Raw genomic sequence first — 22,562 nt, 5'->3', positions numbered from 1 at the left:
GTGAGACGGTCCCCTTCTTTTAATGACCCGTGGTGCCCTTGAGAGCAACGATGCGTTCTGCCTCGGTCGTCTCGTACCGTGCCCGGGCTTCGAGCGCTTTCTCTTCCCCGTGCTTGCGTAGGGCGCTCATGAAATAGCTGTAATGCTGCATGACATCGAGGGTGTCTCCGTCTTCGATGATTGCGCCCTCATCCATCCAGACGACGCGGGTGCACATCTCTCGGATCACTCCGGCGGAATGGTTGACGAGGAAGCCTGTGCCAGACCGGGCGATCAGGTCTCGCATTGCTTGATTGGACCGCTCCCGGAAAGCGTCGTCGCCGGTCGCAAGTGCTTCGTCAATCATGATGATGTCGGGTTGCGACGCTACTGAGATCGCGAAGCGCAGGCGGGCCCGCATGCCGGAGGAGTATGTACGCATGGGCATGCGAATGGATTTTCCGATGTCGGCCAACTCAGCGACTTGTGGGATTCGGTCGTGGACCTCGGCTGGGGTCAAGCCCATCGCGAGTAGACCGATACGAATGTTGTCTAGACCGGTGAGGTTGGGCATGAGCGCTGCCCCCACACCCATCAATTGGGGCGCAGAAGCGGCAAAGACCTCCCCAGATGTTGGCGCCTCAACGCCTGCCAGGACGCGGAGCAGGGCACTCTTGCCGGACCCATTGCGTCCGACGAGTCCGATGAATTCGCCCTTCCGTGCGGCCAAGGACACCCCCCTCACAGCATGGACGACGTCCAGTTCACCGCCCCGAGAAAAGAGCCCGCGAGATTTCTCGTCCCGAGCGATCCTCACGGGGTAATCGAGGATGATGTCCGTAGCGAGCAGGTTGAGGCCGCCAGTCGAAGCTAGGTGCCCCCCCTCGAACGCTTCCGGCGGCTGCGCATGGTCCTGGTTAGCGGTACTGGTCACGGCCGTACGACTCCTCTCCGAGCCAGAAGACAATGCCGCCGACAATCGTCAGGCACACTGCATACGCGGCGAGCATCGCCCAGCTCGACGCCGGCGGCGTCACCCCCTCGATGATGACCTGACGGTACATCGTGATCAGTACATACAACGGGTTGAGTTGGATGATCGCATGGAGGGCGGGGTGGTTGTCCGTGAAACGCGTTATCGGGAAGATGACTCCGGAGCCGTACATCAGGAGACGGGACACGAACGGCACCATGCGGCTCACATCCGGAAGGAGGGTGCTGAGCCGCGCCAGCAGGAGCATGATGCCGAAGTTTAGGATCACGTGCAGCCCCAGGACACCCGGGAAGACCAGCCAGGACCACTCAGGTGTCTCATGCGGGGGGATCGCTATGACGAGGATGAACATCACTGCGATCGCCGGTAGTCGCTGGAGCACGTCGTACACGAGATCGGCCAAGGGCAGCGCCATGCGTGGGAACCGGAAGGCGCGGGTCAAGGACAGGTTCGACGCGATGGTCCGCGTGCCAGATGTCAATGCGGCGCTGGTCATCTGGAACATGAACACACCCACGATGACGAAGGCGACGAAATTGTCCATTCCGTGGTCGAAACGCAAAAGCAAACCGAAGATCAGCCAGTAGAAGATCGCGTCGAGCATTGGGCGAAGGATGAGCCATACCGACCCGAGACGACTGTCGTCGTTTCCTGTGACGAGCCGTCCTCGGGACTGCCACCAGATGAAGTGTCGGCGTTGCCAGAGCTCCACCAGATAGCGGCGAGGGGCAGGGCGACCTGTGACAGGTGAGAGGTGCGAAGCGTCACCATAAGCCTGGACGGCCGCGGCGCGGAACGCGCTGGCGACGGGTTCGGAGGGTCGTCTTGGTCGCCGTGTGGTCATCGGTTCGCGCCTGCCTTTCTGAGCGTGGGCCACCCGAGTGGGGGACCGGCCGTCGATGCGGGACTTCTCTTGACGGTGCCCCACGACGGCGATGCCGCGCGCGGGAGGCGCGTCGACCGCCTCCTTAGTGTAGGAGACGGCGGCGCGGGAACGCAGCTGCTGAGGGGGTCGGATTGTTGGCTTCGACTATGGTGAAGCCGTCTGGAGGTCCCGCCGCTTGGACTTGATCTCCTCCCCTTTGAGCCGTCGTCGATGCAGCGAGGAACACCGTGAAGAAAATCATGCCCATCTACGGAACCCGCCCGGAGGCGATCAAGGTGGCCCCCATCGTCAAGGCGCTGCAGGCCGACGAGCGGTTCGAGTGCGTGGTGACCGTCACGGGGCAGCACCGCGAGATGCTGGACCAGGTCAACGAGCTGTTCGGCATCGTCCCGGACCACGACCTCAACATCATCCAGCCCCGGCAGACCCTCAACGGCGTGTTTGCCCGCACCCTGGACGGGCTCGACGCCGTCCTGGAGCAGGAGCGGCCGGACGCCGTCGTGGTCCAGGGCGACACCACGACCTCGACGGCGGGCGCCGTCGCCGCCTTCAACCGCGGCATCCCCGTGGTCCACGCCGAGGCGGGCCTGCGCAGCTTCGACATCCTCTCCCCGTTCCCGGAGGAGGCCAACCGCAAGATCACCAGCCAGATCTCGGCGCTGCACCTGCCCCCGACCACCGTGAGCCGGGACAACCTGCTGCGTGAGGCCGTGGCCGCGGAGGATATCTACGTCACGGGCAACACCGTGATCGACGCGCTGCTGGAGGCCGTCAGCCACCAGGTGCCGTTCGAGGACGAGCGTCTGGCCGAGCTGGAGGCGTCCGGCCGTCGCGTCGTCCTGGTGACGACCCACCGGCGCGAGAACCAGGGCGACGCGATGCGCGGCGTCGGGCGCGCCCTGGCCCGCCTGGCCGCGGACCACCCGGAGGTCACCTTCGTCCTGCCGGCGCACCGCAACCCGGTGGTGCGCGAGGCGATCCTGCCGGAGATCGAGGGCCGCGAGAACGTGCTCGTGACCGAGCCTCTGGCCTACGGCGAGTTCACCCACCTGCTGTCCGTGGCCACCGTCGTGCTGACGGACTCCGGCGGCGTCCAGGAGGAGGCCCCGTCCCTGGGCAAGCCCGTCCTCGTGATGCGCGAGAACACCGAGCGTCCCGAGGCCGTGACCGCCGGCACCGTGCGTCTGATCGGCACGGACGAGGAGGTCGTGGTCACCGAGGTCACCCGCCTGCTGACGGATGAGGCCGCGTACACCGCGATGTCCCAGGCGGTGAACCCCTACGGCGACGGCCGCGCGGCCGAGCGCACGGTCTCGGCGATCGCCGAGCTGCTCGGCGTGGGCGAGCGGCTGCCGGCCTTCGACGGCGCCTGAGCCGCAGAGCACCCCTTGGACGGGGACACCCCGTCGTGGCCACGAGGCCGCCGTCCCCGCGGGGACGGCGGCCTCGTGTGTGCCCCGACTTCACCCGTCCTCGCGCGGGGTCACCCGGGCGTCCTCCGGGCGGACCAGCGGCAGGGACCCGGTGCGGGGACCGCCGGGCACGATCGGCAGATTGGTCTCCGGGGCACGCCACCACGCGAGCGCGCCGAGCAGGATGACGCCGCCGGTGAGCGCGAACGCCCATCCGTAGCCGGCCGTGTCCACCACGAGGCCGGCCAGCAATGGGCCGGAGATGGCGCCCAGGTCCGCGGACATCTGGGCGGTGGACATCACAGCGCCGGAGCGCCGCCCCTGGCCCACGACGTCGGCGATGGCCGCCTGCTGCGGGGCGTTGAGGGTGCCCGTGCCGGCGCCGGCCAGCAGGCACGCGAGCAGGAAGGACAGCGGCGAGGTCATCCAGCCGATCACCCCGGTGGTGACGGCCATGACGAGCAGGCCCGCCAGGATCAGCGGACGGCGTCCATGCCGGTCGGACAGCCGCGAGCTGAACGTCACAGCGGTGACGTTGCCGAGCGCGAACACGGACAGGGCCAGGCCCGCCATGAGCGCGCCGTCCACCTGCCAGCCCAGCAGCCCCGTGCCGGCGAACGCGGTGGCCGCGAAGAGGGGCATCACCGAGTTGCGCACACCGAACGTCGCCCAGCCGTTGGCGAAGAAGGAGACCAGCGCGGCCCGGTAGGACGGGTTGGACAGGGCCTCCCGGACCGGCATGGCGGGGCGGGCGTCGCGGACGGCGCGGTCTGCGAGCCGGGTGTCCTTGAGCAGGAAGAACACGAGGGCCGCCGCCACCACCAGGGAGCTGCCGTAGATGAGGAACGGGGCGCGGTACCCGAACACGGACAGGGCGGAGCCCACGATCGGCCCCACGATGTTGCCGATCAGGAACGCGGACGCGTAGGCGCCCGAGATCCTGCCGCGCATCGTGGGCGGGGACTTGCGGGCCAGGAACGCCATGGCGGACACGGTGAAGAGGGTGGAGCCGACGCCGCCGAGCGCCCGGAAGAGGAGCAGCTGCGGGAAGGTCTGGGCGAAGGCCACCAGGAACATGGACGCGGCCACGATCAGCACGCCCGTCATGTACACGGGCGTCTCGCCGAGCCGGTTCGTCAGCCTGCCGGAGACCGGGGCGAACAGGAGGCGGGTCAGCCCGAACACGGACACGACGGCGGCCACCCCGACGGCGGACGCGTCGAACGTCGCCGCGTACTGCGGCAGCAGCGGGGCGATGATGCCGAAGCCGATCGCGATGATGAACGCGGCGGCGACGAGGACCTTGATCTCACGGGGCAGGGGGACCCGCGAGGAGCGGGCGGACGACGACGGCATGACCGCCATCTTCGCACGGCGCCGGGTGTGCGGCCCGAGGCGGGCGACGGCCCGTGTGACAGACTGGGCCCGTGGAAATCGTGCTCATACTCTCAGTCGTGGCCGCCCTGCTGCTGGGCGGCGTGCTCGTCGGCCTGCTGGACCGGCGCCCCGCCCCGCCGAAGGGCTCGTACCAGGAAGTGCGGGACGCGGACGACCCGCGCCCGAGCCCGCGGCACGCGGCCCCGTCGGGCTCCACCGCCGTCCTGGAACGCCCCAAGGTCGACGAGGCGCCGCCCGCCGTCGCCGAGCCGGAGCCCGCCGTCGTCGAGGAGGCGGAGACCGCCCCGGCGAAGCCCGAGTACGAGCGGCCCGAGGCCGCCGGCTCGCGCCTGGCCCGCCTGCGGGCTCGCCTGCTCAAGTCCAACAACGTCTTCGGCAAGGGCCTGCTGGCGCTGCTGTCCCAGGACCGCATCGACGACGACGTGTGGGACGAGATCGAGGAGACGCTGCTGATGGCGGACCTCGGCACCGAGCCCACCCTGGAGCTCGTCGACCGTCTCAAGGCCCGCGTCACGGTCGAGGGCACGCGTGACCCCGAGCAGGTGCGCACCCTGCTGCGCGAGGAGCTCGTGGCGATGGTGGACCCCTCGATGGATCGCCGTCTCGCCGCGACCCGCAGGGGCGACCGCCCCGCCGTGACCATGGTCGTGGGCGTCAACGGCGTCGGCAAGACCACCACCGTGGGCAAGCTCGCCCGTGTGCTCGTGGCGGAGGACCGCACCGTCACGCTCGGCGCCGCGGACACCTTCCGCGCCGCCGCCGCCGAGCAGCTCGCCACGTGGGGTGCCCGCGTGGGCGTCGAGACCGTCCGCTCCGAGAAGGAGGGCGCCGACCCGGCGTCCGTCGCCTTCGAGGCCGTGGAGCACGGCATCGCCGAGGGCGTCGACGTCGTGCTCGTGGACACCGCGGGCCGCCTGCAGAACAAGGCCAACCTCATGGACGAGCTCGGCAAGATCAAGCGCGTCATCGAGAAGCAGGCCGAGGTGGACGAGGTCCTGCTCGTCCTCGACGCCACCACCGGCCAGAACGGCCTGACCCAGGCGAAGGTGTTCGCCGAGGTCGTGGACGTCACCGGCATCGTGCTGACCAAGCTGGACGGCACCGCCAAGGGCGGCATCGTGATCGCCATCCAGCGCCAGCTCGGCGTGCCCGTCAAGCTGATCGGCCTCGGCGAGGGACCCGACGACCTCGCACCGTTCACCGCGGAGGGCTTCGTGGACGCGCTGCTGGCCGACTGACGTCCCGCACCCCGGTCCAGGGCCCCTCCCGACGTCGTCGGGAGGGGCCCTGTTCTGTCACGGAGACGTCATCGACATGTGGCGTGGCCCACTCCTCCGGTATTGTCCCTCCATCGGCCCCGATCGGGGCCGGGCAGCGACGCCGCGGGACGGGCGTTCGCCCCCGGCTCGCGGCCCGGACCGAAGGAGACCCCCATGGAGGAGTCGAACGTCCTGGACGCAGGGACAGTGTGGATGGTGACGAGCGCGGCGATGGTCCTGCTCATGACACCCGGACTGGCCATCTTCTACGGCGGCATGACCCGCGCGAAGTCCTCGCTCAACATGATCATGATGTCCTTCGTCTCGATGGGCCTCGTCGGCGTCGTCTGGGTCCTGTGGGTCCACGGGATGACCGGTGGCGACGGGTGGGCCGGGGTGGTGGGGAACCCCGCCGGTGACCTCGGGCTGACCGGCACGATGGCCGAGGGCGGACTCGTCGCGGCGGCCTACGGCGCCACCTTTGCGATCATCGCAGTCGCCCTCATCTCCGGCGCGGTGGCCGACCGCTTCAAGTTCGTCACGTGGTGCGTCTTCGTGCCCGTCTGGACCACCGTCGTCTACGCCCCGCTGGCCTACATGGTGTGGGGCGGCGGTCTCCTCTCCGCGGACGGCGCCATCGGCGCCCGCCTGGGGGAGGCCCTCGACTTCGCCGGTGGCCTCGTGGTGCACATCAGCGCCGGCGTGGCCGCCCTCGTGCTCGCGCTGATGCTGGGCAAGCGCCACGGCTTCGGCGTGGACCCCGGCCACCGGCCGCACAACGTCCCGTTCACCATGCTCGGCGCGGCCCTGCTCTGGTTCGGCTGGTTCGGGTTCAACGGGGGCGCGGCGGGCAGTGTCGACGAGCTCGGACTGATCTGGGTGGACACCCTCGCCGCCGGCGCCGCCGGCATGCTCGGCTGGGTGTTCGTGGAGTGGCTGCGCCGCGGCCGGCCGACCTCGATCGGCACCGCGTCCGGGATCGTCTCGGGCCTGGTCGCCATCACGCCCGCGTGCGCCTTCGTGAGCCCCCTGGGGGCCGTGGCGATCGGCCTCGTCTCCGGTGCGGCCAGCGCGCTCGCGGTCAACCTCAAGTACCGCCTCGGCTTCGACGATTCGCTCGACGTCGTCGGCGTGCACCTCACCTCCGGCATCCTGGGCACCGTGCTGATCGGCTTCTTCGCCCTGCCGGACGAGGGCCGGGCGGGCCTGTTCTACGGCGGAGACGCCGGTCTTCTGGTGGCCCAGACGGTGGCCGTGCTCGTCGCCGTGGTCTTCACCGCCGTGGTGACCACGGCCATCGCCCTGGTCCTGCGCGGGACCATGGGCCTGCGGGTGAGCAAGGAGGACGAGGAGCGGGGCGTCGATCTGACCCTGCACGACGAGTCGGCCTACGACGTCGGCTTCGGCGGGGTGCCCGTCCCCGCCGAGGCGCGGTGAGCCGCCGCGGACGGGTGAGGCCGGTCGGTTGCTAGGCTTGGCGGGCGCCGCGGTGGATGCCGCGGCGCCCGCGACCGACCGCGTCCGGCTCAGTCGACCCCGCTTCGAAGGATCACACCCGCCGTGTTCAACTCCCTGTCCGACCGCCTCACAGCCACCTTCCGCAGCCTCAAGGGCAAGGGGCGGCTGAGCGAGGCGGACATCGACGCCACCGCACGCGAGATCCGCCGCGCCCTCCTGGACGCCGATGTCGCCGTGCCCGTGGTCCGCCAGTTCATCGCGCAGATCAAGGAGCGCGCCCTCGGCGCCGAGGTGGCCCAGGCACTGAACCCGGGCCAGCAGGTCGTGAAGATCGTCAACGAGGAGCTCGTGGGCATCCTCGGCGGCGAGACCCGGCGCATCCAGCACGCCAAGACGGGCACCACCGTCATCATGCTCGTGGGCCTGCAGGGCGCCGGCAAGACGACCCTCGCCGGCAAGCTCGCCCACCTGCTCAAGTCCCAGGGCCACACCCCGCTGCTCGTGGCCTGCGACCTCCAGCGTCCGAACGCCGTGAAGCAGCTGCAGGTCGGCGGCGAGCGCGCCGGCGTCCCGGTCTACGCGCCGCACCCCGGCGTCTCCTCCGAGTTCGAGGCCGCCACCGGCGACCCGGTGCAGGTGGCCCGCGACGGCGTCGCCGAGGCCAACACGAAGTACCACGACGTGGTCATCATCGACACCGCCGGCCGCCTCGGCGTGGACGCCGAGCTCATGCAGCAGGCCGCGGACATCCGCGCCGCCGTGGACCCGGACGAGGTGCTCTTCGTCATCGACGCGATGATCGGCCAGGACGCCGTGGCCACGGCCCAGGCGTTCAACGAGGGCGTCGGCTTCACCGGCGTCGTGCTCACCAAGCTCGACGGCGACGCGCGCGGCGGCGCCGCGCTGTCCGTCCGCCACGTGACCGGCAAGCCGATCATGTTCGCCTCCACGGGCGAGGGCCTGAAGGACTTCGAGGTCTTCCACCCGGACCGCATGGCCTCGCGCATCCTCGACATGGGCGACGTGCTCTCCCTGATCGAGCAGGCCGAGCAGAACTGGGACCGCACCGAGGCCGAGAAGATGGCCCGCAAGTTCGCGGACCAGGAGGACTTCACCCTCGACGACTTCCTCGCCCAGATGCAGCAGCTCAAGAAGATGGGCTCGCTGAAGAAGATGCTCATGATGATGCCGGGCGCCCAGGGCATGCGGCAGCAGCTCGAGCAGTTCGACGAGTCGTCGATCGGCCGCGTCGAGGCGATCATCCACTCGATGACCCCGCACGAGCGCGTGGCCCCCAAGATCATCAACGGCTCGCGCCGTGCCCGCATCGCCCGGGGTTCGGGCGTGAGCGTGTCCGAGGTCAACGGCCTGCTCGAGCGCTTCGCGGAGGCGCAGAAGATGATGAAGCGCATGGCCGCCGGCGGTGGCATCCCGGGCATGCCCGGGATGCCGGGCGGCGCCTCCCGCAAGGCGAAGGGCAAGGGCAAGAACGCCAAACGCGATCGCGTGAAGTCCGGCAACCCGGCCAAGGCCGCGGCCGAGCGCAAGGCGATCGAGGAGCGGCGCGCCCGCGCCGCCCAGGCGCAGGCCGGGGCCGTGTTCGGCCGCGACGGCGCGGGGATGGACGGCTTCGACCCGTCCACCCTCAACCTGCCGGCGGGCTTCGAGAAGTACCTCAAGGACCGCTGAGTCGCCCGCTGCCCGGTCTCGGCGTGCCGGGTGTGCACCGGCCCGCCCGATCTGGCAGAATGGCACGGTACTGAGCGTGAGCCCGGACGACCCTCTATCCTCCGCTGCGCTCCGTTCCGTGTGCCAGGTCGTCGACGCCCGCTGCCCCCACGCGGCGTCGTGCCCCGGCCCCCCAGATCCACTGAAGGAGAACCACACTCGTGGCTGTCAAGATTCGTCTGAAGCGGTTCGGCAAGATCCGCGCCCCGTTCTACCGCGTCGTCGTCATGGACTCGCGCACCCGCCGCGATGGCCGTGCCATCGAGGAGATCGGCAAGTACCACCCCACCGAGGAGCCCTCGTTCATCGAGATCGACTCGGAGCGCGCCCAGTACTGGCTCTCCGTCGGCGCCCAGCCGACCGAGCAGGTCGCCGCGCTGCTGAAGGTCACCGGTGACTGGCAGAAGTTCAAGGGCGAGTCGGGCGCCGAGGGCACCCTGAAGTCCAAGTCCGAGAAGGAGGCCTTCGTGGCCCCCGAGAAGGGCTCGGTCATCCTGCCGGAGGAGCCGAAGCAGGAGGAGGCCCCGGCCGAGTCCGAGCAGGCCGCCGAGGCCCCGGCCGAGGAGGCCGCTGAGGCTCCGGCCGAGGACGCCGAGAAGTCCGAGTGACCATGCTGACCGAGGCCCTCGAGCACCTGGTGCGCGGCATCGTGGACACGCCCGAGGCGGTCCGCGTGGACGCCCGCTCCCAGCGGCGCGGCGACATGCTGGAGGTCCGCGTGGCCCCCGAGGACCTGGGTCGCGTGATCGGCCGACAGGGTCGCACCGCCACCGCGCTGCGCACCGTGCTGGACGGCCTGGCCGGCCACCCCGTCCGCGTGGACGTGGTGGAGACCGACCGCCGCTCCTGACGGCCCGTGACGCACGGCCCGCCCGCCCCTCACCGGGTCGGCGGGCCGTCGTCGTCTGCGGCCCCGCCCCTTCCCGCCACCGATCGCCCCACCCAGGAGAGCCCATGAGTCCCGCAGCCCAGGACGACCTCGTCCGCGTCGCCCGCATCGGCAAGCCGCACGGCATCCGCGGCGAGGTGACCGTGCAGGTCTTCACCGACGACCCGGACGCCCGCTTCGCCCCCGGGGAGCGCCTCGTGGTGCGCGACGGCGCCCCGGGCCTGCCGGCGGAGCTCACCGTCACCCGGGCCCGGTGGAACAAGCAGATCCTCGTGGTCGGCTTCGCCGAGTCGCCGGACCGCAACGTCGCCGAGACCCTGCGCGGCGCCCAGCTGTTCGCCGTTCCGGCCGTGCCCGAGGAGTCCGACGAGTGGTACGAGGAGGACCTCGTGGACCTCGAGGTGCGGGTCGAGGGCGAGCGCGTCGGCGTCGTCACGGCCCTGACCACCGGGGCGGTCCAGGATCTGCTGCACGTCGCGTTGGACGGCGTCGAGGAGGAGGCCCTGGTGCCCTTCGTCGAGGAGATCGTCCCGGAGATCGACTCCGAGGCCGGCGTGCTCGTGCTGACCCCGCCGCCGGGGCTGCTCGAGCTCGCCACCGGCGAGGACGAGGGCGCCGTAGACGGGCCCGCCGATGCGGATGCGGAGGACTGAGCGGTGCGCTTCGACGTCGTCACGATCTTCCCCGAGTACCTCGCGGTGCTCGACGTCTCGCTGCTGGGCCGTGCCCGCCGCGAGGGCCTCGTGGACGTGCACGTCCACGACCTGCGCGACTTCACCGTCGACCGGCACCGCACCGTGGACGACACGCCCTACGGCGGCGGCGCCGGCATGGTGATGAAACCGGAGCCGTGGGCGCTCGCGCTCGAGCACGTGGCGGCCCAGGGGCCCGTGTCACCGGCCCCCGCCGAGTCGTCGTCGGCGGAGCCGGGGGACCGCCCCGTGCTGCTCGTGCCGACGCCCTCGGGGGAGCGCTTCACCCAGCGGTTCGCCCGGGAACTGGCGGGCCGGGAGCACGTGGCGATCGCGTGCGGCCGCTACGAGGGGATCGACGAGCGCGTCTTCGGCTGGGCCGAGGAGCTCTTCGAGGTGCGGCTGGTCTCGCTGGGCGACTACGTGCTCAACGGCGGCGAGGTCGCGGCGCTGGCGATGATCGAGGCCGTCGGCCGCCTCGTGCCGGGCGTCGTGGGCAACCCGGCCTCGCTCGTCGAGGAGTCCCACGAGGACGGCCTGCTGGAGTACCCGGTCTACACCAAGCCCGCGGACTGGCGGGGCCGTGCGGTGCCGCCCGTGCTGCTCTCGGGCGACCACGGCAAGGTCGCGGCCTGGCGTCGGGCCCAGCAGGAGGAGCGCACGCGCGAGCGGCGACCGGACCTGTGGGCGGCGTACGACTCCGAGGACTGACCCGCCGCGCCCGACGGGCCGGAGGGGCGTCGCGGCGTCATCGGCTGTGGCATAATGGATCCTCGTGTCCGCCGGACGCCCGACCTGCCACAGGGGGCGCGCGTCAACGGATCGGACCCCGGGACCGCACCCCACGTGCGGAGCCCGGCCCTCGGCTCGGGACCCGGCCCCCTCGTCATGCGGACGTGGACGGGCCGTGCGCCCGCATACCACGCGGTTGACCTGTGGCATCCGCCAGGAGAGACGACATGCACATTCTCGACTCGTTCGACAAGAAGACGCTGCGCGACGACATCCCGGAGTTCGCCCCCGGCGACACCGTCAAGGTGCACGTGAACATCATCGAGGGCAAGACTGCCCGCGTCCAGGTGTTCCAGGGCTACGTCATGGGCCGTCAGGGCTACGGCGTGCGCGAGACCTTCCGCGTCCGCAAGGTGTCCTTCGGCATCGGCGTGGAGCGCGTGTTCCCGGTGCACTCCCCGGTCATCGACAAGATCGAGGTCGTCACCAAGGGCGACGTGCGCCGCGCGAAGCTGTACTACATGCGCGACCGCCACGGCAAGGCCGCCCGCATCCGCGAGAAGCGCGCCGACGCCAAGTGATCATCCCGGTCGGCCCCGCCGACCGGTGATCGACCCATGCGCACCTCGGAGCCCCGTGACCCCCGCCGGTCACGGGGCTCCGTCGCGTCCGGGGCCGGCTCCTCCTCGGGCCCGACGGCGGCCCCCGCCTCCGGCACGAGCCGCTGGTGGGCGTGGCTCGGCCTGACCGTGGTGGCCGCCGTCGTGGTGGCCGCGGTGCTGCGAGCCCTCATCGGCCCCGTCTACCTCATCCCCTCCGGGTCGATGGAGCCGACCCTGCAGCCCGGCGACCGCGTGCGGGTGGACGCCGCCGCGGCCGGCGGGCAGGGCCTGCACCACGGCGACGTGGTGGTGTTCGACGGCGCCGGCAGCCTGGCGCCGTACCGTTCGGCCGGATCGCTCGAGCGCGGCCTCGAGGACGTCGCCCGGTGGTGGGGCGTCGGCGCGGCCGAGGACGTCTTCGTCAAGCGCGTGCTGGCCCTGCCGGGGGACCGCCTCGAGTGCTGCGCCCCGGACGGCCGGCTGCTGCGCAACGGCGAGCCGCTGGACGAGCCGTATCTCGGCAGGCCCGTGACCGCAGACGAGCCGGCCGCGGCGGGGACCTGGTCCTTCGAGGTGCCCGACGGGCGCATGGTCGTCCTGGGCGACCACCGCGCCGCCTCCCGGGACTCCCGCGCACTGCTGGGCGCCCCCGGCGGCGGGCTGATCCCGCTCGAGCGGGTCGAGGGCCGGGCCGCGGAGATCGTGTGGCCCCTGTCCCGCCGCGGGACCATGGACGCCCCCTCCGGGGACACGCCGTGACGGGGCGCCGCACCGCGCTGATCGCGGCCGCCGTGACCGTACTCGCCTGCGTGCTGGCGTGGGCCTTCCTGGCGCGCATGTACGCCATCCCGTCCTCGTCCATGGAGCCCGGGCTGCGGGCCGGCGACCGCGTGGTCGCCACGCTGCTCACCCCGGATCCGTTCCCGGTGCGCCGCGGTGACGTGGTGGTGTTCGAAGACACGAAGGGCTGGCTGCCCGGGGGCGGCCACGTGATCAAGCGGGCCGTCGGGCTGCCGGGGGACATCGTCTCCTGGACACCCGGCGAGGAGACGCTGCGCGTGAACGGGGTGCCCGTGGAGGAGCCGTACCTCGCGCCGGGGGAGACGCCCGCGCAGGAGGCGTTCGAGGTGACCGTGCCTGCGGGGCGACTGTGGGTGCTCGGTGACCATCGCTCGGCGTCGGCGGACTCCCGCGCGCACCGCGCCGGGCCCGGGGGCGGGTTCGTGGCCCTCGACGACGTGGTGGGCCGCGCCCGGTTCGTGGTCTGGCCGCTGGACCGGATCGGCGGCGCCGGCACCGACCCCGACGCGTTCGCCACCGTGCCGGACGCGCCCGCGCCGGAGGCTCGCACGTGACCGCCCGCCGGGGCGGTGGCCGGCCGACGGTGCGCGCCGGCCTGGACGTCGAGGCGGGGCTGGCCGCGCCGGCCCTCGCCGCGCGGGGAGCGGACCGGGTGCTGGTGGCGGGCATGGACGAGGTGGGCCGGGGCGCGCTGGCCGGGCCCGTCGTCGTCGGGGTGTGCGCCGCGTGGCTGCCCGCCGCGGGGCAGATCCCTCCGGTGCGCGACTCCAAGGCGCTCACGGACCGACGCCGGCGCGCCCTGGTCCCGCAGATCGAGGACTGGGCGGCCGGGGTGGCGCTGGGCGAGGCCGGCCCCGCGGAGATCGACGCGCTGGGGATCTCGGCGGCCCTCGGCCTCGCCGGGCGACGGGCGTGGGCGGCGCTGTGCGCCGCGGTGGGGCAGGAGCCGGTCGCCCTCGTGCTCGACGGCCGGGACGACTGGCTGAGCCGCTCCGATCCCGACGCCGGCCCCGCGCCCGCGCCGCGCCCGCTGCCGCCCGAGCCCACGATGCTGGTGCGGGCCGAGGACCGGTGCGCGACGGTGGCGGCCGCGTCGATCGCCGCGAAGGTGGCCCGCGACGACGTCATGATCGCCCTCGACGCGGCGCACCCGGGGTACGGATGGGCCGGGAACAAGGGGTACGGCTCAGCCGCGCACCGGGCCGCCCTGGCCGAGCGCGGGGCGAGCGAGCAGCACCGGCGCAGCTGGAACCTCGGGCTGCCGGGCGCGCCCGCGCAGGCGCCGCCCACGCTGTTCGACTGAGCCCCCGGGGCCGGGCGAGGCCGCCCGTTCGACGTGCGACCCCCGGACGGGGGAGGATGGAGGCCGTGCGTGCCCGGACTGTCGCGGGTGCGCGGCGAACACTGAGGAGGCATGTCATGAGCGCAGACGACGTCGAGGACTTCGAGGCCGAGGCCGAGCTGCTGCTCTACCGCGAATACCGGGACGTGGTGGGCCTGTTCCGCTACGTCGTGGAGACCGAGCGGCGCTTCTACCTCGCCAACGACGTGCGGCTGACGCCCCGCCAGGCGGACGGGGACGTGTTCTTCGAGATCCTGCTCGAGGACGCCTGGGTGTGGGACGTGTACCGCACGCAGCGGTTCATCAAGCGCGTGAAGGTGCTGACCTTCAAGGACGTGAACATCGAGGAGCTGCCCACCGAGGACCTGACGGTCCCGCCGGACGGCCAGCTGCCGAGCTGACCCACCCCTGAGCGGTCCAGAGGACGGGACGCAGACGTCCACTCCTGCACAGGCGTCCGGCCCCGCACAATCCCCGCCGCCGCCCACCCCGCGGCCTCGCCCGGGACCACCCTGGTGCCCAGGAGGTGGTCGGGATGACGGGGACCGCGGAACAGATCGGGGCGCAGCCGCCCGGAGAGAGGCGCGCCAGCCGCGCGCACACGGCGCTGGGCCGGTTCGGTGAGGACGCCGCCGCGCGCTGGCTCGCCGAGCGCGGCTACGTGATCGCCGACCGCAACTGGCGGGGCGAGGCCGGAGAGCTGGACATCGTGGCCCACCACGCCGGCTGGTGGGTGGGCGTCGAGGTGAAGACCCGCTCGGGCCTGGCCTTCGGCGACCCGTTCGAGTCGATCGACCGGCGCAAGCTCACCCGGCTGCACCGCCTCACCGCGGCGTGGGTGCGGGCCCACGCCGCGGACCGCCGGGGCACGCCCTGGCGCGTCGACGCCGTCGCCGTGCTGGTGCCGCGCACGGGAGGGATCCGCTTCGACCTGCTGCAGGACGTGCGGCCGTGAGCGGCATCGGACGCACCCGCTCCATCACGCTGGCGGGTCTGCGCGGGGAGGTCGTGCACGTCGAGGCGGACATCGCCCAGTCCCTGCCCGGGTTCACCCTCCTCGGCCTGCCGGACCAGGCGCTGCAGGAGAGCCGGGACCGCATCCGCTCCGCCGCGCGCAACGCCGGACTGCCCCTGACCCGGCGGCACCTGACCGTGAACCTGCTGCCGGCGGGGGTGCACAAGCGGGGTGCGTGCCACGACCTGGCGATCGTCCTGGCGGCCTACGCCGCGGACGGGCGGGTGCGGAACGTCGAGGGGCCCGTGTTCCTGGCCGAGCTCGGCCTCGACGGCGCCCTGCACCGCTCGCCGGAGACCGTGGCGATGGTGATGGCCGCCGTCGACGCGGGGTGCTCCGAGGTGGTCGTCGCCGAGGATGCGGAGGCCGAGGCCCGACTGGTCCCCGGCGCCGAGGTCCGCGGCTTCGCCCATCTGCACGACGTCATCCGCGCCTTCGGCGGGGAACCGGACGGAGAGCCGCCCCACCGCCCGGCCCGACGGCAGGTGACAGCCCCGGAACCGGAGCCGGCCCGTGCGGTGCCCGACCTCGCCGAGGTCGCCGGACAGGCCGAGGCCCGGTTCGCGCTCGAGGTCGCAGCCGCCGGCGCCCACCACCTGCTGCTCATGGGCGCCCCGGGGGCGGGCAAGACCATGCTCGCCGAGCGCCTGCCCGGAATCCTGCCTCCCCTGGACCGGCGCACCGCGCTCGAGTGCGCCGCCCTGCGCTCCCTCCGCGGCGGCGACGCCCGTGTCCGGCGCAGGGGCGGGACGGCCCAGGGGTTCGACGGTGACATCGACCGGACCCCGCCGTTCGAGGCACCCCACCACTCGGCGTCCCGCTCGGCCCTCGTGGGCGGCGGCAGCGGCCTCGCCCGGCCGGGAGCGGCCTCCCTCGCCCACGGCGGCGTGCTGTTCCTGGACGAGGCCCCCGAGTTCGAACGGCGCACCCTCGAGGCGCTGCGCCAGCCCCTCGAGTCCGGGGAGGTGCTGCTGCACCGGGCCCTCGGCGCCGTCGTCTACCCGGCCCGGTTCCAGCTGGTGCTGGCCGCCAACCCCTGCCCGTGCGGCAAGGGCGGCGGCACGGGCGTCGAATGCCGGTGCAGCGTGCCCGAACGCCGGCGCTACGCCCAGCGGCTCTCCGGGCCGCTGCTGGATCGCGTCGACCTGCAGGTCACCGTACGGCCCGTCGACGCGCGGCAGCTCACGGGGGCGCCCGCCTCCGAGACCACGTCGCAGGTGGCCGCCCGGGTCGCCGCGGCCGCCGACCGGCAGGCTCGGCGCTGGGCCGCCGCCGCCGAGCGCGGGCTCGTCCCGTCCGGGCTGCGCCGCAACGCGCACGTCCCCGCCGGGGTGCTGCGGCACGGCCCGTACGCCGTGCCCCGGGCGGCCCGCCGGCCCGCGGACGACGCCGTCGACCAGGGCCTGCTGAGCGCGCGCGGCCACGCCCGCGTCCTGCGCCTCGCCTGGACCCTGGCAGACCTGCGCGGCGCCGAACGGCCCGCACCCGAGGACACCGACGTGGCACTCACGCTGCGCCACCAGAACGAGGAGGACGCATGACCACCTACGTCACCCCGGCGGCAGACCACGTCGCCGGGCCGCGCCGGCCGGACGCCGCCCGGCTCGCCCGCGCCGCCCTGACCCGGCTGGTCGAGCCCGGGGACGCGCTCGCGGTGCAGACCGTCACGGCGCTGGGGCCGGAGCGGGCGCTCGCCCTGCTCACGGGCCGGGAGACGATCCAGCCCGCCGAGCGCGATCTGCTCGCCGATCGCGCCGGCGCGCCCGACACGCTGCCCCGGCGCTGGGCCGCGGGGCTGGCCCGCTGGGCGCCCCGGGCCGCCCGGCTGGAGCCGGAGCGTGACCTCGTGACTCTGCACCGGCTCGGGGGAGGCCTGCTGATCCCCGAGGACGACGCCTGGCCCGCCGCCCTGGCGGACCTGGGCGAGGAGGCGCCCCTGGGCCTGTGGTTCCGCGGCTCCGGAACGCTGCCTCCCGCGGACCGGATGCTCGCCGTCGTCGGCAGCCGGGAGGCGACCGCGTACGGACGGACCGTGACCGCCCGCTGCGCCGCCCACGCCGTCCAGCAGGGCGCGTGCGTGATCTCCGGCGGTGCGTACGGCATCGACGGCGCCGCCCACCGGGCCGCGCTGCAGGCGCCCGCCGCACCGGAAGACGCGGCGGATCGCGACGGCGTCCCGCCCACGGTGGCGGTGCTGGCCGGCGGCCTCGACCGGTTCTACCCGGCCGGCCACGAGGACCTGCTTCGCGCGGTGATGGCCGCCGGGCTGCTCGTGTCCGAGATGCCGCCCGGTGCGAGTCCCACGCGGTACCGGTTCCTGCAGCGCAACCGGGTCATCGCCGCGCTCGCGGGGGCCGTGCTGGTGGTCGAGGCGCGCTGGCGGTCGGGAGCGCAGAACACGGCGGGCCACGCGTTCGGCCTCGGCCGCGAGGTGGGCGTGGTCCCCGGCCCCGTGACCTCGCCCAGCTCCGCCGGTTGCCACCGTCTGCTGCAGGAGAGCCCCGCCCGTCTCGTGACCACCGAGCAGGAGGCCCTCGCCCTGCTCGGCCAGGGGCCCGCCCGGAGCGGCGGCGCGGGCGGGAGCACCTCCACCCGGGCAGCTCCCGAGTCCGCCGCGCGGCCCACCGACGGGCTCACGATGGAGGAGGCCCTCGTCCACGAGGCGCTGCCCCTGCGCCAGGCGGTGCCCGTCGACCGGATCACCGTCAGCGCCGGGCTCGCGCTGCCCACCGTCCTGGCGTGCCTGTCCCGGCTGCAGCGGGCGGGCCTGGCCGAACGGGTCGAGGACCGGTGGCGGCGGGGATGACCTCCGGCCGCGTGCTCCCGGGCGGCGCCGCCCTGGGGCGGATGGCAGAGTGGGGGGATGACCCCGTCGTCCTCCGTCCGTCCCGTCCCGGTCCCGCGCGCCCCCTCGCCCCGGGACACGGCCTGGCTCGAGGCGTTCGAGGAGCACCTGCGCCACGAGCGGAACCGCAGCCCCCAGACCGTGCGCGCGTACCTCGCCGATCTGCGCGCCCTCATCGACCACGTCGCCGGCACAGCCGGCACCGCGGCGGCGCCCGCCGTGGATGACGACGCCCCCGCTCGCCACGTGCCCAGCGCACCGGACGTCCTCGCCGAGCTGGACATCGAGGACCTGCGTGGCTGGTTGGCGGCCATGAGCGGGGCCGGCCTCGCCCGCGCGACCCTGGCCCGCCGCGTGGCCGCCGTCCGCACCTTCACGGCCTGGCTGCGCCGGGAGGGCCTGCGCGCGGACGACCCCGCCCTGCGGCTGCGCTCGCCCCGACCCGAGGGGACGCTGCCCCACGTGCTCCAGGAGCAGCAGGCGAGGCGGCTCCTCGCGGCCGCCCAGGAGCGTGTGGACGCCGCCGCGGCGGGTGACGATCCCGTCGCCCACGCGCTGGCCCTGCGGGACGCCGCCCTGCTCGAGCTGCTCTACGCCACCGGCGCCCGGGTGGCCGAACTCTCCGCCCTGGACGTGGATGACCTCGAGGCCGGCCGCGGCGTCGTCCGACTGACCGGCAAGGGCGACCGGCAGCGCACCGTCCCCTACGGCGCACCCGCGGGCCGCGCCCTCCAGGTGTGGCAGCGGCTCGGTCGCCCCCGCCTGGCCCGGCCGGACTCCGGCCCCGCCCTCTTCCTCGGCGCGCGCGGTGGCCGGCTGGGGGTGCGCCAGGCGCGCACCGTCGTCGACCGGGCGCTCGAGGGCCTGGGGGACACCGCGGCCCGCGGGCCGCACGCACTGCGCCACACGGCCGCGACCCACCTCCTCGACGGCGGCGCCGACCTGCGCAGCGTGCAGGAACTGCTGGGACATGCGTCCCTGCGCACCACACAGGTCTACACGCACGTCTCGATCGACCGCCTCCGCGAGGGCTACCGGCAGGCCCACCCTCGCGCCTGACGCCGCCCAGCCCCTCCACGGCGCCGCCGCGACACGCAGGGCGCCCCACCACCCCGTTGCCGGCCCAGCATCCCTGGTGCACAATGGCCCCAGGATCCACCGGAGCCGCGACGTGGTCGTAGGGGAAGACGCACCGCATCGCACCCTCGGAGGCATCCATGACCAGCACCCAGACCCGCGGCGTGGTCCACATCCTCTCCGCCCCCACCGCCCTCTGCCCCCATGTGGAGTGGGCGCTGAGCTCCGTGCTCGGCCCCGCGACCTCGGTGGAGTGGGAGGGTCAGCCGGTCGCGCCCGGCCAGCACCGCGCCGAGGTGCGCTGGACGGCGCCCGCCGGCACCGGTGCGCGCCTGGCTTCGGCCCTGCGCGGCTGGCCGCACCTGCGCTTCGAGATCACCGAGGAGCCGTCCGCCGGTGTCGACGGCTCGCGCTGGTCCCACACCCCGGACCTCGGCATCTTCCACGCCACCACGGACGTCTCCGGCAACATCATGGTCTCCGAGGACCGCATCCGGTACGCCTATGAGGCCGGCGCGGGCGACCCCAGCGTGCTGATGCACGAACTCTCCCTCGCGCTCGGCGAGGCCTGGGACGATGAGCTCGAGCCGTTCCGGCTGGCCGCCGCCCACGCCAACGTGCGCTGGCTGCACCGCGCCGTCTGACCCCTCGCCCGGCCGGCGACGCTCCGGCTCAGACGCTGCGGAACACGGCCACCGCGTTGTGGCCGCCGAAGCCGAACGAGTTCTTCACGGCCACCCGCGGCCCCTCGGGCAGGCGGGCGGGGGAGCCGGTGACCACGTTCAGCGGGATCTCCGGGTCCTGGTGGTCCAGGTTGATGGTCACGGGCGCCTGGCCGTGGTGGACGGCGAGCACGGACAGGATCGACTCGATCGCACCCGAGGCGCCCAGCAGGTGGCCGGTCTGGGACTTCGTGGCCGAGACCTGCACCTGATCCAGGTGGTCGCCGAACACGGCCCGCATGGCCAGGTACTCCGGGGCGTCGCCCTTCGGGGTGGACGTCGCGTGGGCGTTCACGTGGCACACGTCCTCGGGGGTGATGTCGGCCGACCTCAGTGCGGCGCGCATCGCACGGGTCGCGCCCAGGCCCTCGGGCTCGGGCGCGGTGATGTGGTGGGAGTCGGAGCTGACGCCCGCGCCGGCCAGCTCGGCGTACACGCGGGCGCCGCGGGCCTTCGCGTGCTCCTCCGACTCGATCACCATGACGCCGGCGCCCTCGCCGAGGACGAAGCCGTCGCGGTCCACGTCGTAGGGGCGGGACGCGGCCTGCGGGTCGTCGTTGCGCTTGGACAGCGCCTGCATCGCGGCGAACGCGGCCATCGGCAGCGGGTGCACGGCGGCCTCGGCGGCGCCGCAGATCACGACGTCGGCCTGGCCGGAGCGGATGAGCAGCAGCGCGGTCTCGAGCGCCTCGGTGCCGGCGGCGCACGCGGACACCACCGTGCGGGCGCCGGCGCGGGCGCCGAACTCGAGGGAGAGCGCGCCGGCGGCGCCGTTGGGCATGAGCATCGGGACGGTCATGGGCAGCACGCGGCGCGGGCCGCGCTCGCGCAGGGTGTCCCAGCCGTCCAGGAGGGTCCACACGCCGCCGATGCCGGTGCCGAAGGCCACGGCGAGCCGGTCGCCGTCGACCTCCGCGCCCTCGAGGCCGGCGTCCTTCCAGGCCTCGCGCGCGGCGACGGTCGCCATCTGGGTGGCCGGGTCCTGGCGCTTCTGCTCCACCTTGGAGAGGACCTCGGAGGTGGGCACGGCCAGCTCGGCCGCGAAGGTGACCGGCAGCTCGTACTTCTCCACCCAGTCGTGCTCCATGGTGCGCGCACCGGAGACGCCCTGCAGGGCGTGGGACCAGAAGGTGGGCACGTCGCCGCCGATGGGCGTGGTGGCGCCGAGGCCGGTGATCACTGCGGTGCGGGTCATGGGTCTGCTGCCTCTGGGTCTCGAGTGGGGATCGGGCGGAGGGGGAGTCGTCGGCACGACGCGCGGCGCTCGCCGGGGTGCCGGAAGTCGAGGGTGGCGGGGCCGGGGGCGCTCACGCGCCCCCGGCGCTCACCGAGGGGACGGGACGGGCCGGGCCCGCCGCCGTCGTGGGCCGATCAGGCCTGGGCGCCGTCGATGAAGTCGACGGCGTCCTGGACGGTCTTGAGGTTCTTGACCTCCTCGTCCGGGATCTTCACGCCGAACTTGTCCTCGGCGTTGACCACGATGGTCATCATCGAGATCGAGTCGATGTCCAGATCGTCCGTGAAGGACTTCTCCGGCTGCACCTCGGCGGTGTCGAGGCCGGTCTCCTCGTTCACGATCTCGGCGAGGCCGGCGAGGATCTCTTCCTTGGAAGCCATGGGGCGTCTCCTTCGGTAGGGGTGTGGGGTGTACGTGGACAGTGAATCAGACGGCGCCGCCTCAGGGGAGGCGGACCACCTGGGCGCCGTAGACCAGCCCGGCGCCGAAGCCGATCTGCAGGGCCAGGCCGCCGGTGAGCTCGGGGTTCTCCTCCAGCAGACGGTGCATGGCCAGCGGGATGGACGCGGCCGACGTGTTGCCGGCGTCCGCGATGTCCCGGGCCACGACGACGGACTCCGGCAGCTTCAGCTGCTTGGCGAACTCGTCGATGATCCGCATGTTGGCCTGGTGCGGGATGAACGCGGCGAGGTCTTCGGGCTCCACGCCCGCGGCGTCGAGGGCCTCGCGGGCCACCTTCGCCATCGACCACACGGCCCAGCGGAAGACGGAGGGCCCGTCCTGGCGCAGCGTGGGCCAGAGCATCCCCTCCGCGCCGGTGATCGCCGAGGCGTCGCCCGTGGTGCGGGCGTGCTCCACGGCATCGCGGAGCTCCAGCTGCGAGTGCGTCATGGAGATCGTGGACCAGCGCTCCCCGTCCGAGCCCCACACCGAGGGGGAGATGCCCGGCTCGTCCGAGGCCGACACGATCACGGCGCCCGCGCCGTCGCCCAGGAGGAAGGAGATGGAGCGGTCCGTGGGATCCACGACGTCGGAGAGGCGCTCGACGCCGACCACGAGCACGTGCCGCGCGGTGCCGGAACGCACGAGCGCGTCGGCCTGGGCCACGCCGTAGCAGTAGCCGGCGCACGCGGCGGAGACGTCGTAGGCGGGCGCCGGGGTGGCCCCGATCTCGTGCGCCACGAGGGCCGCGGCCGAGGGGGTGGCGTGCGGGAAGGTGACGGTCGAGACGATCACGGCGTCCAGGTCCGAGCCCTGCAGGCCGGCCCGCTCGAGGGCCTCCCGGGCGGCGCCCACGGCCATGACGGGCACGGTCTCCTCCGCCGTGGCGCGCTGGCGCGTGACGATGCCGGTGCGCTGGCGGATCCACTCGTCCGACGAGTCGATAGGGCCGATGAGGTCCTCGTTGGGGACCAGGTTCGCCGGGCGGTAGGCGCCCACGGCCACGATGCGGCTGGCCGCGGGGCGCTCGTGCTGCTTCAGGGTGACGGTCAT

The 22,562-nt window shown here is 73.3% G+C and carries 23 protein-coding genes and 1 pseudogene; 18 read left to right on the top strand and 6 right to left on the bottom strand.

Annotation, left to right across the window (positions count from 1 at the left end; genetic code table 11):
• Positions 1-19: 19 nt before the first annotated feature.
• Complete coding sequence (locus AUV08_RS07250) at positions 20-913, bottom strand: ABC transporter ATP-binding protein (RefSeq protein WP_061867850.1); 894 nt, start codon at positions 911-913, stop codon at positions 20-22.
• Entirely contained in the window at positions 897-1,817 is a 921-nt protein-coding gene (locus tag AUV08_RS07245; RefSeq protein ID WP_044659147.1) for an ABC transporter permease, read from the bottom strand. Before AUV08_RS07245 ends, AUV08_RS07250 begins: the two co-directional genes overlap by 17 nt.
• Positions 1,818-2,086: 269 nt before the next feature.
• On the opposite strand from AUV08_RS07245, the gene wecB reads away from it, so the two are divergent.
• Positions 2,087-3,232, top strand: a complete 1,146-nt coding sequence (wecB, locus tag AUV08_RS07240) for a non-hydrolyzing UDP-N-acetylglucosamine 2-epimerase (RefSeq protein WP_044659146.1) — start codon at positions 2,087-2,089, stop codon at positions 3,230-3,232.
• 90 nt (positions 3,233-3,322) lie between these two features.
• On the opposite strand, the pseudogene AUV08_RS12395 reads toward wecB, so the two are convergent.
• Positions 3,323-4,666, bottom strand: a pseudogene (locus AUV08_RS12395) (MFS transporter); the annotation flags it as partial.
• A gap of 32 nt (positions 4,667-4,698) precedes the next feature.
• Between AUV08_RS12395 and ftsY the strand changes: the two are divergent.
• From ftsY to AUV08_RS07150, 17 genes are all read left to right on the top strand, one after another.
• A complete protein-coding gene (gene ftsY, locus AUV08_RS07230; protein ID WP_197459319.1) occupies positions 4,699-5,907 on the top strand; it encodes a signal recognition particle-docking protein FtsY in 1,209 nt (402 codons plus the stop codon).
• 195 nt (positions 5,908-6,102) lie between these two features.
• Positions 6,103-7,365 carry an ammonium transporter gene (locus AUV08_RS07225; protein WP_049158763.1) on the top strand — a complete coding sequence of 421 codons (1,263 nt, stop codon included), beginning with the start codon at positions 6,103-6,105 and terminating at the stop codon, positions 7,363-7,365.
• Positions 7,366-7,488: 123 nt separating this feature from the next.
• Positions 7,489-9,075: a signal recognition particle protein gene (gene ffh, locus AUV08_RS07220; RefSeq protein WP_036381237.1), complete on the top strand. Its 1,587-nt coding sequence runs from the start codon at positions 7,489-7,491 to the stop codon at positions 9,073-9,075.
• Between the two features lie 200 nt (positions 9,076-9,275).
• Positions 9,276-9,722: a 30S ribosomal protein S16 gene (rpsP, locus tag AUV08_RS07215; RefSeq protein ID WP_020628324.1), complete on the top strand. Its 447-nt coding sequence runs from the start codon at positions 9,276-9,278 to the stop codon at positions 9,720-9,722.
• A gap of 2 nt (positions 9,723-9,724) precedes the next feature.
• Positions 9,725-9,964 (top strand): RNA-binding protein, encoded by a 240-nt coding sequence (locus AUV08_RS07210; RefSeq protein ID WP_029248213.1) that lies wholly within the window; start codon positions 9,725-9,727, stop codon positions 9,962-9,964.
• 104 nt (positions 9,965-10,068) lie between these two features.
• The gene (gene rimM / locus AUV08_RS07205; RefSeq protein WP_036312846.1) at positions 10,069-10,656 is read left to right on the top strand and encodes a ribosome maturation factor RimM; all 588 of its coding nucleotides are present in this window, start codon (positions 10,069-10,071) and stop codon (positions 10,654-10,656) included.
• A 3-nt stretch (positions 10,657-10,659) separates the two neighbouring features.
• Positions 10,660-11,406, top strand: a complete 747-nt coding sequence (gene trmD / locus AUV08_RS07200; RefSeq protein WP_036312840.1) for a tRNA (guanosine(37)-N1)-methyltransferase TrmD — start codon at positions 10,660-10,662, stop codon at positions 11,404-11,406.
• A gap of 248 nt (positions 11,407-11,654) precedes the next feature.
• The gene (gene rplS / locus AUV08_RS07195) at positions 11,655-12,008 is read left to right on the top strand and encodes a 50S ribosomal protein L19 (protein WP_002853821.1); all 354 of its coding nucleotides are present in this window, start codon (positions 11,655-11,657) and stop codon (positions 12,006-12,008) included.
• A 36-nt stretch (positions 12,009-12,044) separates the two neighbouring features.
• Positions 12,045-12,788: a signal peptidase I gene (lepB, locus tag AUV08_RS07190; RefSeq protein ID WP_061867846.1), complete on the top strand. Its 744-nt coding sequence runs from the start codon at positions 12,045-12,047 to the stop codon at positions 12,786-12,788.
• Positions 12,785-13,384, top strand: a complete 600-nt coding sequence (lepB, locus tag AUV08_RS07185; RefSeq protein WP_036312832.1) for a signal peptidase I — start codon at positions 12,785-12,787, stop codon at positions 13,382-13,384. The genes lepB (AUV08_RS07190) and lepB (AUV08_RS07185) overlap by 4 nt, the downstream gene beginning before the upstream one ends.
• Positions 13,381-14,133, top strand: a complete 753-nt coding sequence (locus AUV08_RS07180) for a ribonuclease HII (protein ID WP_036312829.1) — start codon at positions 13,381-13,383, stop codon at positions 14,131-14,133. The genes lepB (AUV08_RS07185) and AUV08_RS07180 overlap by 4 nt, the downstream gene beginning before the upstream one ends.
• A 116-nt stretch (positions 14,134-14,249) precedes the next feature.
• Positions 14,250-14,573 (top strand): DUF2469 domain-containing protein, encoded by a 324-nt coding sequence (locus AUV08_RS07175; RefSeq protein ID WP_002853817.1) that lies wholly within the window; start codon positions 14,250-14,252, stop codon positions 14,571-14,573.
• A gap of 134 nt (positions 14,574-14,707) precedes the next feature.
• On the top strand, positions 14,708-15,127 hold the full coding sequence (locus tag AUV08_RS07170) for a YraN family protein (protein ID WP_036312824.1): 420 nt from the start codon (positions 14,708-14,710) through the stop codon (positions 15,125-15,127).
• Complete coding sequence (locus AUV08_RS07165; protein WP_036312821.1) at positions 15,124-16,728, top strand: YifB family Mg chelatase-like AAA ATPase; 1,605 nt, start codon at positions 15,124-15,126, stop codon at positions 16,726-16,728. Before AUV08_RS07170 ends, AUV08_RS07165 begins: the two co-directional genes overlap by 4 nt.
• The gene (locus tag AUV08_RS07160; protein ID WP_036312818.1) at positions 16,725-17,993 is read left to right on the top strand and encodes a DNA-processing protein DprA; all 1,269 of its coding nucleotides are present in this window, start codon (positions 16,725-16,727) and stop codon (positions 17,991-17,993) included. Before AUV08_RS07165 ends, AUV08_RS07160 begins: the two co-directional genes overlap by 4 nt.
• A 57-nt stretch (positions 17,994-18,050) precedes the next feature.
• Positions 18,051-19,091, top strand: a complete 1,041-nt coding sequence (locus AUV08_RS07155; RefSeq protein WP_061867844.1) for a tyrosine recombinase XerC — start codon at positions 18,051-18,053, stop codon at positions 19,089-19,091.
• A gap of 158 nt (positions 19,092-19,249) precedes the next feature.
• Entirely contained in the window at positions 19,250-19,753 is a 504-nt protein-coding gene (locus AUV08_RS07150; protein ID WP_002858446.1) for a DUF3145 domain-containing protein, read from the top strand.
• A gap of 28 nt (positions 19,754-19,781) precedes the next feature.
• On the opposite strand, the gene fabF is transcribed toward AUV08_RS07150, so the two are convergent.
• The 3 genes from fabF to AUV08_RS07135 all read right to left on the bottom strand — a co-directional run bounded on the left by fabF (position 19,782) and on the right by AUV08_RS07135 (position 22,562).
• Positions 19,782-21,026 carry a beta-ketoacyl-ACP synthase II gene (gene fabF / locus AUV08_RS07145; RefSeq protein ID WP_036340148.1) on the bottom strand — a complete coding sequence of 415 codons (1,245 nt, stop codon included), beginning with the start codon at positions 21,024-21,026 and terminating at the stop codon, positions 19,782-19,784.
• Between the two features lie 176 nt (positions 21,027-21,202).
• Positions 21,203-21,448: an acyl carrier protein gene (locus tag AUV08_RS07140; protein ID WP_010078906.1), complete on the bottom strand. Its 246-nt coding sequence runs from the start codon at positions 21,446-21,448 to the stop codon at positions 21,203-21,205.
• A gap of 61 nt (positions 21,449-21,509) precedes the next feature.
• Entirely contained in the window at positions 21,510-22,562 is a 1,053-nt protein-coding gene (locus AUV08_RS07135; protein WP_020624511.1) for a beta-ketoacyl-ACP synthase III, read from the bottom strand.

This window comes from Micrococcus sp. CH7 (genome assembly GCF_001595485.1).
In the GTDB taxonomy this organism is placed as follows: domain Bacteria; phylum Actinomycetota; class Actinomycetes; order Actinomycetales; family Micrococcaceae; genus Micrococcus; species Micrococcus luteus.
Note: the sequence above shows the minus strand (reverse complement) of the source record. Positions and strands in the feature narration are given on the sequence as shown.

Coding starts and splice junctions, on each gene's coding strand:
- AUV08_RS07245 (WP_044659147.1), bottom strand. CDS start 1,817: ATGACCACACGGCGACCAAGACGACCCTCCGAACCCGTCGCCAGCGCG.
- AUV08_RS07225 (WP_049158763.1), top strand. CDS start 6,103: ATGGAGGAGTCGAACGTCCTGGACGCAGGGACAGTGTGGATGGTGACG.
- AUV08_RS07210 (WP_029248213.1), top strand. CDS start 9,725: ATGCTGACCGAGGCCCTCGAGCACCTGGTGCGCGGCATCGTGGACACG.
- rimM (WP_036312846.1), top strand. CDS start 10,069: ATGAGTCCCGCAGCCCAGGACGACCTCGTCCGCGTCGCCCGCATCGGC.
- rplS (WP_002853821.1), top strand. CDS start 11,655: ATGCACATTCTCGACTCGTTCGACAAGAAGACGCTGCGCGACGACATC.
- lepB (WP_061867846.1), top strand. CDS start 12,045: ATGCGCACCTCGGAGCCCCGTGACCCCCGCCGGTCACGGGGCTCCGTC.
- AUV08_RS07175 (WP_002853817.1), top strand. CDS start 14,250: ATGAGCGCAGACGACGTCGAGGACTTCGAGGCCGAGGCCGAGCTGCTG.
- AUV08_RS07170 (WP_036312824.1), top strand. CDS start 14,708: ATGACGGGGACCGCGGAACAGATCGGGGCGCAGCCGCCCGGAGAGAGG.
- AUV08_RS07160 (WP_036312818.1), top strand. CDS start 16,725: ATGACCACCTACGTCACCCCGGCGGCAGACCACGTCGCCGGGCCGCGC.
- AUV08_RS07155 (WP_061867844.1), top strand. CDS start 18,051: ATGACCCCGTCGTCCTCCGTCCGTCCCGTCCCGGTCCCGCGCGCCCCC.
- AUV08_RS07150 (WP_002858446.1), top strand. CDS start 19,250: ATGACCAGCACCCAGACCCGCGGCGTGGTCCACATCCTCTCCGCCCCC.
- fabF (WP_036340148.1), bottom strand. CDS start 21,026: ATGACCCGCACCGCAGTGATCACCGGCCTCGGCGCCACCACGCCCATC.
- AUV08_RS07140 (WP_010078906.1), bottom strand. CDS start 21,448: ATGGCTTCCAAGGAAGAGATCCTCGCCGGCCTCGCCGAGATCGTGAAC.
- AUV08_RS07135 (WP_020624511.1), bottom strand. CDS start 22,562: ATGACCGTCACCCTGAAGCAGCACGAGCGCCCCGCGGCCAGCCGCATC.